7 protein-coding genes and 2 pseudogenes are annotated in these 12,463 nt (G+C 64.0%); 5 read left to right on the forward strand and 4 right to left on the reverse strand.

The window, feature by feature from the left end; genetic code table 11:
* Positions 1-230: 230 nt before the first annotated feature.
* The gene (locus ACKUB9_RS16505; RefSeq protein ID WP_407523755.1) at positions 231-1,100 is read right to left on the reverse strand and encodes a replication initiation protein; all 870 of its coding nucleotides are present in this window, start codon (positions 1,098-1,100) and stop codon (positions 231-233) included.
* A 1,550-nt stretch (positions 1,101-2,650) separates the two neighbouring features.
* On the opposite strand from ACKUB9_RS16505, the gene ACKUB9_RS16510 reads away from it, so the two are divergent.
* The 5 genes and pseudogenes from ACKUB9_RS16510 (at position 2,651) to ACKUB9_RS16530 (ending at position 6,135) form a co-directional block, all read left to right on the forward strand.
* Positions 2,651-3,313, forward strand: coding sequence for an AAA family ATPase (locus ACKUB9_RS16510; protein WP_407523757.1), 663 nt, complete (start codon positions 2,651-2,653; stop codon positions 3,311-3,313).
* Entirely contained in the window at positions 3,310-3,720 is a 411-nt protein-coding gene (locus ACKUB9_RS16515; RefSeq protein WP_407523759.1) for a hypothetical protein, read from the forward strand. Before ACKUB9_RS16510 ends, ACKUB9_RS16515 begins: the two co-directional genes overlap by 4 nt.
* A gap of 649 nt (positions 3,721-4,369) precedes the next feature.
* Positions 4,370-5,242 (forward strand): annotated as a pseudogene (gene repC / locus ACKUB9_RS16520) (plasmid replication protein RepC); the annotation flags it as partial.
* On the forward strand, positions 5,239-5,691 hold the full coding sequence (locus ACKUB9_RS16525; protein ID WP_407523761.1) for a hypothetical protein: 453 nt from the start codon (positions 5,239-5,241) through the stop codon (positions 5,689-5,691). The pseudogene repC and the gene ACKUB9_RS16525, both read left to right, overlap by 4 nt.
* Before the next feature lie 291 nt (positions 5,692-5,982).
* Positions 5,983-6,135 (forward strand): hypothetical protein, encoded by a 153-nt coding sequence (locus ACKUB9_RS16530; RefSeq protein WP_407523763.1) that lies wholly within the window; start codon positions 5,983-5,985, stop codon positions 6,133-6,135.
* Positions 6,136-6,483: 348 nt separating this feature from the next.
* Here ACKUB9_RS16530 and ACKUB9_RS16535 read toward each other — a convergent pair whose 3' ends face one another.
* The 3 genes and pseudogenes from ACKUB9_RS16535 to ACKUB9_RS16545 form a co-directional block, all read right to left on the reverse strand.
* Positions 6,484-7,347, reverse strand: coding sequence for a hypothetical protein (locus tag ACKUB9_RS16535; protein WP_407523765.1), 864 nt, complete (start codon positions 7,345-7,347; stop codon positions 6,484-6,486).
* Positions 7,344-10,286, reverse strand: coding sequence for a DUF927 domain-containing protein (locus ACKUB9_RS16540; RefSeq protein ID WP_407523767.1), 2,943 nt, complete (start codon positions 10,284-10,286; stop codon positions 7,344-7,346). Before ACKUB9_RS16540 ends, ACKUB9_RS16535 begins: the two co-directional genes overlap by 4 nt.
* A 1,372-nt stretch (positions 10,287-11,658) precedes the next feature.
* Positions 11,659-12,387: pseudogene (locus ACKUB9_RS16545) on the reverse strand (SDR family oxidoreductase); the annotation flags it as partial.
* Between the last annotated feature and the right edge of the window lie 76 nt (positions 12,388-12,463).

Below are 12,463 nucleotides of genomic sequence, written 5' to 3' on the forward strand. Positions count from 1 at the left end.
CAAGGCCACCTTCCGCTTTCGTCGCCTACGCAATCCCCGAATCCCTCATAAAAGCGACCCGGAATCCTCACAGTATGCCCCGAAGGCCTCATCGCAAACGGGCTCTTCGCCCCGAACCCCTCAGCGGAGCCCCCGGATCTCTCACACTTTGTACTGCAAGCCACTGATGGTTAACAGAAATCCGATCGAGAATCTTGAATCTTTTGAAGATGTTGAATACCCGAATCCAACTATGAGGTTTTCGGGGTTGGACGCTTCCGAGCCTTCCGTGCCAGCCGGTTCGGTGAGGCTACCGGGGGAGCATGCTCGATCGTCATGATTCGCGACCGCCTCCCTGCCCTACTGCGCTGGATCTCTTCCCAAGCAGCCTTCAGCGCCTCGTCGTCCTTCTGCCACCAGCCGATCGTAATCTCGGTGACTCTCTTGCCCTGCTTCAGCGGCTGAAGAGTCATTCCGAACGGCGCCAAAGCATTGATCTCGTCCACCGCAGGCTTGATGACGTGCTTGTTCAGCTCCCCAAAGGTCTTGTATTTCTCCGGCGGAACACCCAGCATCTCGCGGAATTCTTCAAGCGTGTATTTATGGCTGTGCTTGTAATCCAGGTTAACCAGCTGGGCGACGTTCTCATATAGGCTGATCGCGTATTTCGACGTAAACGACATCAGGACAGGGATCGCGATCTTGCCCCAGATGGTCGATTTCTGGAGAAGGTCGATCAGTCGCTTGTCGAAGCTGTAGGTCATGACGCCGGCCGGACGGTCTGGATCGTCCATGTCGTTACCGCCGAGGAACTGGACACGGCGGGTTTTGCCGTCGGGCAATTTGATGACGATCAGCGCCCGCATCAGCGCCTCGACCGCCTCTTCGACCATCTCGAACCCCTTGTGGCCGTCGGGCTTCAAGTCGTCGATCTCGACGGTGTAATCCCTGCCCTCCTTGATCCCCTGCATGTGGGCAGAGTGCCAAAGGATGGTGATCGCCCGCCGAGCATTGAGGGTCAGCTCGTGGTGCCCGGTGATTTGAATCAACTCGGCAGGCTTGATCGCCTCGCCCGCGCGCGGCTTCAAATCAAAGGTCAGGGTGAGCTGTTTCTCGGCCATGACGCAAGCTACGCCTGGCCCCGAAAAAATGAAAGCGGTTGCCGTACCGCTTCACAGATAGTTCCCCGAATTCCTCACAGAAACCGAACTATGAAGGAATCGGGGCGCGAAAACCACTGTGGTGACAACGGCTTGCGAGGGGGCTTTTCCGGTTCGGCCCGATCCCGAACTCCTCATAGTTGAACCGCCCTCCCCTGCCCTGAAGCGGCTGTCGTGCTAGTCCCCGAATCTCTCATAATAAGGCCCCCTCCCCTCTCGTTCCGGCGGTGGTCGCATGATCCCCGTGGATATGCCTGTGGCGCGCCGAGCCGCGTCCTGCCATACCGAGCCGAGCGGCACATTCCGGATCAAGGCAATTTGTACAAGTTCCGATGCCGGAAGAACCGCGGGTCAGCATGTGACATGAACGGCAAGCCGTATGGCCGGCAAGCTGATATGCGCAAGCCTATAAAGACTCCGTGATCGCGATCCCGGCATCCGGCAGAATGGCTGGACCTCCTTGCCGCAGGATGGGCGGAAGGCCATGCCCACAAGCTGCCACCCCGTCAGGCCGCCATCTCGGCGTCTGGCCGCTTCGGAAGCTTCCGTCACGCCGATACGGGAGGACTGGCAAGCCCACGCTTTCACATCCCGCGTCCTGTCGGCATGGCGGCCTTCACACCTCGGCTCGTGCCGGCTTAGACGGAAGGACAGGTCGGAAACAATCCTCCCATCCAAGCCGGATGATGCTGGGATCGGCAAGCCGCGGTATGGTTTCAAGGCAACATCGGCGCTCAATCAGGCTGCAAGTTTCCTAGATGGCGAAGCGCAGGCGCTGCCATGCCTCAATCTCGCCATGCTGCAGGATTGCCTTGCTGACAGGCTGAGGTATGGGCGCAACGGAGTGTGTCGAAGAAGCGAAGACGGTAGGTCGCAACACCGGTGTCTTGCCAGATTACGAGATGGATGTTCTCACAGGACGTCATATGCACTGATGCTGATGCCGACATCCTGGTGTCCTCCGATGAAGCGACACTCACATGCGTCCTGGTCGGCTTAACGGCAGATGGCGATAGTGGCATGATCCAAGGTGCCCATGGATTCAGGTCGCTAAGCCAGAGAGTGCCGATAACGGCATCCGGCCGAGTGCCGATGACGTATGATCGGCTGGACGCCATGACGGCGTGATCCGATACCGACGTGTTCCGGGATGTGAAGGAGCAGGGGAGGGCGCTTGCCGATGCTAGCGTTTGGCCACTCGCCGATCAGTCGGTCCTGCCAACTGTCGGGATGGCAACCCTTCGAAGTCGCGTTCCAGGCATGAAGCCATGCCGGATTTCCGGCTTGAGCCGGTGAGGAGGAAATGGCATCTGCCGGTCCCGGCGTGATGCGAACTTCACGGGTTGCCGAGATGTACGGATGGCGAGGCCGCCATCCGCCGATGCGTAATCCCTGCCGCTTCGCCATGCGCCGAGGTGGCGGAGTGTTAACCCACTGTAAACGGCATTCGCTCAGATTGATGGGCTTACAGGCTGCCGCCTTCACAGGTCGGCGCATGGAGGTATGTCAGCATGGCTGCGGTTCTCTCGACTGCCTCGGCAAAAGGCGGGGTCGGCAAGACGACCCTGTCGATCCTGATCGCCGCGGATCTCGCCCTCGACGGGTACAAGGTCGCGCTGCTCGACTGCGACCTCAACCAGCACGCCTCGGCCTTCGGCGCCAAGGCCGATATCCCGAACCTGACCGTGATCCCGGCCGTCGTGGAGCAGAACGTGCTGTCCGCGACGCGCCAGGCAGAGGCCGACGCCGACATCGTGATCGTCGACCTACCTGGCGGATCCTCGACGCTCGCGCTCAAGGCGCTTCAGCGCAGCAACTTCGTCATCGTCCCGTGTCAGGCCAGCCTTCCGGACGTGAAGGATGCCGTGAAGACGATGGAGCAGATTGCCGACGCCGAGGACCTGAGCCGTGTGAAGATCGCCCGCTCGCTGATCTGGACCCGCGTCCTGCCTGGGTACGAGTCGCGCTCGGCGAAGCACGTCCGCGAGAGCATCGAGCAGACCGGCCTACCGGTGTTCACCACCCAGCAGCGCGAACTGTCGGCCTTCCGCGAGATGCACGTCACGGGCAGGGTGCCCCGGCAGATGGATGAGAAGTCGGCGGCGTCCGCGAACGTCGCGGCGATCACGGCCGAACTGCTCGGCAAGCTTGAGCGCATGGCGGAGGCAGCATGACTAAGGCGACCCTTCCTTCCATCACTGAGGATCTGGCGCCGCGTAAGCGCGTCGACCTCAAGGCCATTCGTCCGGTGGCGGTCGATGATGCGGCCGTCACCGAGAACAGCCGCAAAATCGGGACCGAGTGGGGTGCCCAGACCAGCCTGACGCCGGTCGAGCCCAGCCCGCCGCCTGCACCTGCTACGAAGGCTGAAGCCCAGGTCGCGGTGCTGGAGCGTTCGAAGGTGCCGCTGGCGTCCCTGCGGATCGAGGTGCCGGAATATCTGGACCGCGAGCTGGCGATCCGCGCCGCCGAGCAGCGGGTCACGAAACAATACCTCGTCGCCAAGGCACTTCAGGCCGCCGGCTACCGGCTCGATGACGCCGATCTGGTCGAGGACAAGCGCAAGGCGAAGAAGCGATAGGGCAGGGGGCTTAGCACACCCTCGCCGATGGTTTCGCGGCGTCGTTGAACATCCGGTCGTAGGTGCGCGACAGGTCCGATTCCCTCGCGGGTGCCGACTTCGATAGCTCCTGCTTGGCAGGCACCGGCTTCTTGCGCTGCTCCCACTGCATTGAAAACTTCCTTGCAGGAAGACGGCTGGTTTGGTCAGCAGAGACGGGCTACGGGAGTTCGCCAGCCTCTCGCTCTGCATTTCGGAGCGCGTGCTCGATCGTGGCGCGGGCGTCGAGTAGTCGGCTCGCGAGGTTCTGAACTGCCACGTACGCCTGCAGGAACTCGGCAATCTCAAGCGCAAACACCCTCTCGCGTCGCAGTTGCCGACATGCGGCCGCCACTACCGCCGGCGCGAAACCCTAGTCGGCGAGGTCGTGTGACAAGGCTTCAGATCATATCTCGGGATTGATCTCAAGCATAATTGTCGACAGAGCTAAGGTATACATTCTTGAAGACTATAGGAGCGCAATCGCTCTGCCAGCAGCCAGCATTTTCAACATGAGATTGATCGGCAGCTAGCTTTAGGTCTAGAGCGGGGCTCGTCCGATCGGAAGCTGTGCTGGGTTGCATGGGGTTGAGGGGCAAGGAGGAGGCCAAGCCGACAACCTTGTCCCACGCTACGACGTCAGTTGCAGGCGCTGGTGTCGGCTGGCCTGATCATCCGTCGTGATAGCCCGAACGGCAAACGATACATCCGCAGGGGAGGGGAGAGTGCTATCGAGGCTGCCTTCGGCTTCGACCTGACGCCGCTGGTGGCAAAGGCGGCCGAACTGGAGCGCATGGCCGAGGATGTCCGGCACGAACGTCGGCAGGCCGCTATGGCGCGCGAGCGCGTGACGATCTTGCGGCGCGACATCGGCAAGATGCTGATGGCCAGCGCCGAGGCTGGGATTGGAGCGGACTGGCCGACGATCCGATCGAGGTTTGCCGACCTCTGCCATCGCCTGCCCAGATCGGCCACCGCCGCGATGTTGGAACCGCTCGCGGCCGATCTTCAGGCCTTGGCAGTCGCGGTGGGCAAGCTGTTGGAAACCCACGCTGATGCTGTGGATATAAACGGCACTGACAGCCACAGCGTGCGGCACTATCAGAATTCAAAACCAGACCCATCTGTGAGTCTTGAACCGGCTCCCGAACGGGTGCCTGGGCAGAAGCCGATGCGCTTCGCCTTGGGGTCGATCCTGAAGGCATGCCCCGATATCGCGATGTACGACCGGCACGGCATCAAGGGGTGGCATGACCTCGTCGCGACAGCCGGGATAGTGCGGAGCATGCTCGGGATCAGCCCGAGCGCCTGGGAAGAGGCGAGGGGAGCGATGGGCGACGTCGAAGCCTCAGTGACGATCGCGGCGATCCTGCGGCGTGTCGAGGAAATCAAAAGCCCGGGCGGATACCTGCGTACCCTGACCGCCCGGGCTCAAATGGGCGAATTCTCGACCGGGCCGATGATCATGGCGTTGATGCGCCGGCAACAAATGCGCCCCGGATGAGCGGAACTTATGCCTCTGAATACATGACAGATCCACATGTACCACGCGGAGCTTCATATTTTCGCAAAGCGGCGCTCACCATCAACGATACGCTGCTCTCGCGCATGCTTTTCGTAATGGATAGGATTTCTCTTTCGGTCGTCGAGGCCGTCGAGGCCGCTCGCACGATTGCTCGTAACCGCTGGGAAGAGCTCAAGAGGCTGCTCGCAAATCCTTCGAAAGCTGCGTTCGCAGCGGAGCTCAACGGGTCGGACGCGTTCCTGAGCAAGGAGAGACTTGAAAGGTTCACGCGTCTGTTCGCCCAAGTGAAGTCCGGCCGGAAACCAGTCCGCAAACCGATGGAGCCGGAATGCTGGAGTGGGGAGGGGACTCAAGCCCGCTTCCGTAGGTCTGGAAGCAATTTCGGCCTATCGCTGTCGTCGAGCGATGTGGGCGAGTTCGGTTCTTAACTAGCAGCTCAGCTCAGGCAGCTCTACGAAGCATCCAAGAAGGAGAAAGGGAGGTAATGGGTGCTGCGCATTGCCGGCTCACCAAACCGAACGGAAATGCCTGTGCACGACGGCCGCGGAAGGCTTCTGTCAGCACACAGCCTTCGCGGTAAGCTGGTCAGATTGCTAACGCGAAAGAGAATGATCGGCATCCGGCACTGGCCGCTGTACAGGCCGCTGTGCCCAAGCCTGAGGCGCCGGTTGCCATTCCGGAACGCCTGAAGGTACCGCTGGCGTCCCCTTCGGATCGAGGTGTCGAAAATTCTCGATCGCGAGCTGGCAATTCGCGCGGCCGAGCAACGCGTCACGAAGCAGTATCTGGTCGCCAAGGCGCTTCAGAACGCTGGCTATCGGCTCGATGACGCTGATCTGATCGAGGACAAGCGTAAGGCGCAGAAGCGATAGGGCAGGGGGCTTAGCTCTCCCTCGCGTGCGACCGCTTCGCGGCTTCGTCGAAGATCCGGCCGTAGCTGCGCGATGCGAGTCGGGTCGCGGGTGAGCTCGGTACATAGCAGCGCCTCAGGCGCGAAGTGTCCGTCAGGACCGCCGATCAGGAACCACGGGGTCGGCACGATGGGCAGGCTCGAGTGCCGCCACACGGCGGTGTCGGAGGCGACGACGGCGCGACTGGGCCAAGGTGCAGATCGAGGTCAGGACTGCCTCCGCCTACGAGAGAGCGCAGGCACCGGAGGCAGGCACCGTGCTCCGCCTCGTCGAGGCCTGGAGCGAACGGGCCCCACTGGTCAGCCGGGCTCATCGTGCGAAGCTCCAGAGCGGCACACCACGGGGCAGGTGCGGCTTGCGGTAGAAGGTTAGGCCGCGGTGACGGATGGTGTCACTCGTGATGGCAACGATGGGGCCGCTGATCACCAGAACCAGCGCACCGCAATGGTCGACGCGAACCGTCCCGACCATCGGGTGCACGCCCCATAGATCGGGCGTCGTCCAGCCCAGTGCCTCGGCCTGCGCACCGAAAGTGTCGAGGAATGCTACGGCGCGAACATGGACCCGGCGCCACTCCTCCTCGCGGTAGTCGGGGCATGGCGGCACGGAGGGTGAGAGACGAGCCAGCCCCGCCCACCATAGGGCGAGGCCGTCGCCGGTCGGGAGCGGCTCAGTGGCGGGTGCGGCGTAGATCCTCCGAACGTCCAGCGGGTCGGACAGTGCCTCCGCCTCGGTGTGGGGCAATCCGCCCTCATACTGCATGATGGCGGCCAGCTCCTTGGAATCAACGCCGTCGGAGGCGGTCGCCAGGGGAGCGGGATTCCCGGTTTCCCTGTCGTTTCCCGGTTTTCTAGCAGAAGAGTCGGAAAAGTAAGTATATGAACCTATGGGCATTTCCGGCGTTTCCGGTGCTTCCGGCGTCTCTGCATAAGATCCACGCGGGTGCGCCTCCCCGCCCACATACTCACGCGTTCGGCTGCTGGCTTGCGGGAAAAGCTCGTGTCCCCTTTGGCGGGATCCGGAAACACTGGAAAGGCCGGAAATGTCTTTGATATCAACATTTTGTTCCTCCGGTTCGGACTTTTCGAAAACCGGGAAGCCGGAAGAGCTTTCTCCCGTCGCGGACGCCAAGTCCTCCGCCGCCTGCGCAAACATGGAGACGAGATCGATCACCGGCGGTCTCCCTGATGAACCTCAAACCGTGGCTCTGGGCTCGGACGCCCGAACGCTCCGCGGGCGAGCGCGTATGCTTTTACCTTCCCAATCTTGGGGACGTAGGAGACATAAAAGCAGTCATTGCTGTGCCTCTTCACGATGAGCTCCTGCTGGCTCAAGGCGCGGCCAATCTCAATTTCCTTGAGGGCGCCGCCAGTCGCTTCAGATATTCTTCGAGAAGGAATGTAAACGGCTACGTCGTCGTACCAGCCGAGCGCATCACGGGACGAAGCACGCATCATGTCGTCGGAAGTGATCGGGTGGATACTTGAGTTCCACCGCTCAGCGATCCAGGCCTGCAGGTTCATCACGACCTGCTGCTCCGGATCGAGCGCCAGGGCGTCCGAGGACGCGGTGAACCGGGACCACGCCCACCGAACGGCGCGCGCGACCGCAATGCTCCGTGGGAGGATCCCGAGTTCCTGTGCTATTCGCCCGGCAGTGTCGAGAGCGGCAAAGGGGGTGGCCGCACGAACGTGCTTACCGTCGGCACCGGGGCCAGCGATAGCGCGTGCGCTCTGATCGATCCCTCGCCGAAGCTCCTGCGCCTGTCGGTGGAGCCCCGCGGCAATCAGCGCCTCCACGAAAGCCGGTCCGGCGTGGCCGTGATTGCGGTCGATGCCCCCAATCCGGTCGAGAATGGCTTGATCTACCACGCGGTTGATACCGGAAGTATCCACATCCGGGAGGCGCACGGCCATACCAGGCGCGAACTCGCCGCCGTCGCCGCGGACCTTCTCCTCGATGGACTTCTCAGCCGAAAGCAGGATGAAGGTCGCCCATGTGTAGGAGGGGCGCAGCTGAGCATCGGCGCCCATTCGGGCTTTGCCGACGCCACTCGCGAGGCTGTAGATGATGCGCCCGAGCTCCTTACCGTCGACGTGTCCCAGCTCGTCCAAGGCCAGAACGGTGCCGTTCGCCCGCGCGGCTACCGGCTCGATACCGTTCGCGGTCGCTTTCGCGCTCTGCAACAGGCTCTGGCGCTGGTTGAGTGTTGCGCGGGACCATGCCGACACCGCGAGTTGCTGCGCCGTCGTCTTCCCGACGCTCGTTATGCCCGAGAGATTGAGCCCACAGGTGTCGAAGCCGCACAGAGACAGGATCGGAGCGCAGAAGCCAGCGATGGCGCCGATGATCCAGTGTTCGCACCGCGGGGCCGTACAGGCCGCCTCCACCGCCTGCTGCCAGCCCTGTAGCGTCCCGTTACGGGCTACCGTGGCGCTAATTTTGGCATTGACGGACAGCTCGGGGATGTCATCGCCCTCTGCGCCGAGCACCTGCCCGTCAGGGCATACGAAGTAGGGATCGTCGGTCCCATCCAGGCTGTGCCAGCCCGGCCGCTGCAGGACGACGATTTCGCGCTCCGGGTCCGCGGCCTTCAGGGCCTTCACGACGACGTGCTCGCCGTCATTCTCGGTCCGCAAGCCCTCGGCGTAGAGCAGAGCACGAATGTCGGCTGCACCCTGCTTGGCGAGGGTGGCCCGAGCGATGTCAATCGTGCGGCGGTTGCCGCCGAAATCTTCCACGGCGAGCCGCAGGCCGTAGGGGTCTCCATCATCGGCGAACCGCAAGCGTGCCAGCACTCCGAACGGCGACGAAATCGGCACCATCTCGACGTCCTGACCCACCTTGACCGCCTGATGCACTCGCACCTTGCCGGAGCGGGTGCGCTGGTAGGTGAGTGTCAGCCTGTCCAGATCCGGCAGGGGATACTCGTACGCCGCCTTCTGCACGCTCGCGATCCCTTCATGGCGCTCACGCTCGGCCTTGATCTCTTCGGAGGTCGGGGTGAACGTCGCCGCCGCGAGGATGCCGGCGCGCACGCCGGCCGAACCATCTCGGCCGTGGATGTCGAGCCAGTCGGTCTTCGTCCCGGGCTCTCCCGGCAGCGCGACCGAAACGGCAAGCCGGTCGTGGCGGCGGATGCCAAAGATCCGGGCCGCCAGCTCGCCCCTGCGGGTCGGAGCGAGGCGGCCGGGCTTGAGCGCCTCGTCCCGGTCCGCCGCAACGGTCAAGCGCCGCGTGGCGGGCCAGGGCTCAAAAGCTTCGATCCCACCCGCGTTGATCGCCGCGGCCACATACGCCGTGCCCGCCTCGATCTCCGACCGGAAGGCGTGGGCGACGGCCGCGGCCGTCTCGATGCCCTCGGCAAGGAGGCACCACTCCGCGCGCTCCGGGTCGCCCCAGATCACGGATCGGCCGGCGGTACTCTCCTCACCCGTGACCTTCGCCGACTTCTTCGGGTCGCGGGACTTGCCATCCGGCCCGTGCCCGAGGTCCGCCTTCCCGGCGCCGCCGGGGGAGAGGTAGACGCGGTGGGCGTGGCGCCAGCCCGCCGTGTCGATCTGGCCGAACACCGCGCACGGGTACTCGCCTACCAGCGCCGGCTTGCCCTTGCCCTTCGGCGAATCGAAGTAGGCTAGCGCTCGAAGCCCGACCACAGGCGTGCTCGGCATCAGCACGGCATCGGGCTCGATGCCGAGGCGGTAGGCGAGGTAGGCCCGCGGAAGGACCTCGTCACGCCGCTCCACGGGTGCCTGCATCAGGCTCTCGGCGTCGGTGGCCTGAAACCGGCCGTCGCCCGACTTGTGCCGGATGAGGTCTGAGCGGCGGATGATCTCGACGCAGCGGATCTTCGCCGCCTCGAAGTCCAGGCCCTCGACCTTGCTGGCGACGTCGAAGACGCTGTCGGTCTTATTGCCGGTGCAGGTACAGATCGCCCGGCCCTTATCGTTCAGCCGCCAATCGTCTGCGCCGCCGTGCGACGGGTAGGGGCAGGTGATGTGGTCCTTCTGCCCAGCTCGCCACTGGATGCCGAGTGCCTGGATAATCTCGATCTCATGGCCCGCAACAGCCTGCTGAGCGGTCTTCGTCGGCACGTAGGGGGCTGACGTCATCGCCCCATCCTCTTGCACGCCTGCGGGATGGGGAGTGCCCCCGGGATGCGGTTGAGGCCACGGATACGATTGGTGGTCCGGCCGGTGTCCTCGCGGCTTGGGCGATAGAATGTCCGCTGGATCCAGCCGTGCCGCCTGACGGTCACGCGCCAGCGGCCGCAGTCAAAGCCGGCGACAGTCCGTACGGGCGCGAAGGACAGGACGATCGCGCTCATGTGGCGCCGCCTCCGATGGCTACCTCGGTCCAGAGCCGGAGCGCTTAGCGCATCCGACTCTTGGCCCGGCGGAGGGGCCGGGCTCGGGGAGCGAGAGTCGAGCGGGACCATAATCGTGCGTCTCCAATGCTGCAGAGGCAGTCAGGCATGTCGATGCATCCGGCGAGCCCCCACGCGAATGTCGAGTAGCGCGGCCGAGCATCCCGCTGGATCGTGAAACAGGTCTCTCGGAACCGGCGCAGCCGCGCGGCGTCCATGGCGCGCCACTCCTCGTGCTCGGTCAGCGCGTAAGGTGCCGCGGCCTCAAGGCAGTCGATCTCCGTCCCGCAGAGGTGCTCCAGGGCACCCGTGAGCAGAATTGAGAGCGCGGCGGCAAGGCGACTCCGAGCAACTCGCCGCGCGCCGGGCTGCTCCAGATTCTCGTCGAAGATGCCGATCAGGAACTCGGCCCGGTCGTGGGGCGAGGCGTCCGAGCAAGATGCGGACCGGCTCGGGGAAGCACCGTGCTCTCACACCTCGCTCCAAGAGCGATCCGTTGACACAGGCAGCACAGCTCGAAAGATGGGTCAACGCGCCCACAGTATCGCGCTTGCAGCTCGCGGAAGATCTAAGCCTGCACTCAGTTAACGGGTTCATCGCGTCTCGCCTTTTCTTTGCATAACACCATGATTGCAGCAGCCGGTTGGCTGCGGCATGAGGCGTAGGGTGCCGCGAGTTCACGTGCGGACACGTGGACCCTTGGCAGACCTTATGTTGAGAAAAGGCTTTCGAATAAGTCGTGACCTAACAATATACGTTAGATCACTCTGGCGCTGTGGAGAGAGTTAAAGCACTCTCAAAATCCACATGTGAGGACAAAAGGTGCCCTCTGGCCTTTCGAGATAGGTAAACAGCGTCCCCGCGGGGAAGCCGCCTTTCCGAATGCGCGACGATCTAAGATCGCTTCGTTTGAGTGTCAACCCCATACGCCGTGCTATTCGGCGGTGTAGTCGCTCGGAGGGGGCATGCCGCCAACCCCGAGGTGATCGTCATCAATTTCGTATCAGGCCCCGGGCGCCACGAGCATGAAGACGCCGTTCGCCGCTAGGACGAGCCCGAGAAGCGTCGCGAGGGCGAGGCAGGCGGAGGCGGGGTGCATCAGGCAGCCACCCGTTGCCCGCCGAGGCGGCGAGCCAGGCGTCGAACCGCGTCGGAATGATGCGCGCGTTCGGGCCCGGCGTCAGGGTGGCGTCGGTGATCGGCACGCCGAAGTAGGGCGCCGCCGGGTCGACCACGGTGCGGCGGGGATCGTCCTGGTGGCCGAGCCAGGTGGCGACGAACTCGGCCAGCGGTGCGCGCTCGGGGCCGGCGACCTCGACAACACCGCCCACCGGCTCCGCGACGGCGGCCTCCGCGACCGCCCGCGCGACGTCTGCCGAGGCGATCGGCTGCATCGCGCCCGGCGAGAGGCGTATGACGTCGCCCCGCGTCCCCCGCCCGCGACGCTGCCCATGAACTCGTAGAACTGGGTCGCGCGCACGATCGTGTGGGGCAGGCCCGCGGCCGCGATCAGCCGCTCCTGGGCAAGCTTGGCGCCGAAGTAGGCGGGCGGGCGCGGCTGGTCGGTGCCGACAACGGAGAGGGCGACGTGGTGGCGGATGCCGGCGCCGCCTCGGCCGCGAGGAGGTCGCGGCCGAGGTCTCGAAGGAGGCGAGGACTGCGACCTCCTCGGAGGAGGGGGGCGCGACGTCGACGACCACCTGCGCGCCGCGCAGAGCGTCGGCGAGCCCCTCGCCGGTGAGGGTGTTCACACGCGAGGCGGGCACGGCCTCGTGGCCGAGGGTGCGCAGGTTGGCGACGCCTTGGCGGCCGATCAGCCCGGTTCCGCCGATGACGACGATTTTCATAATCCATTCCCGCTTGCATCACGTCGGTGTCGAGCTTGGCTGATGCTTCGACGGGGCGGTGAGAAGGATTATGACA

The organism is Methylobacterium oryzisoli (assembly GCF_046557895.1).
GTDB lineage: Bacteria > Pseudomonadota > Alphaproteobacteria > Rhizobiales > Beijerinckiaceae > Methylobacterium > Methylobacterium oryzisoli.

Bases quoted from the DNA above. Each gene is read 5' to 3' on its own strand.
- ACKUB9_RS16505 (WP_407523755.1), bottom strand. From the start codon at position 1,100: ATGGCCGAGAAACAGCTCACCCTGACCTTTGATTTGAAGCCGCGCGCG.
- ACKUB9_RS16510 (WP_407523757.1), top strand. From the start codon at position 2,651: ATGGCTGCGGTTCTCTCGACTGCCTCGGCAAAAGGCGGGGTCGGCAAG.
- ACKUB9_RS16515 (WP_407523759.1), top strand. From the start codon at position 3,310: ATGACTAAGGCGACCCTTCCTTCCATCACTGAGGATCTGGCGCCGCGT.
- ACKUB9_RS16525 (WP_407523761.1), top strand. From the start codon at position 5,239: ATGAGCGGAACTTATGCCTCTGAATACATGACAGATCCACATGTACCA.
- ACKUB9_RS16540 (WP_407523767.1), bottom strand. From the start codon at position 10,286: ATGACGTCAGCCCCCTACGTGCCGACGAAGACCGCTCAGCAGGCTGTT.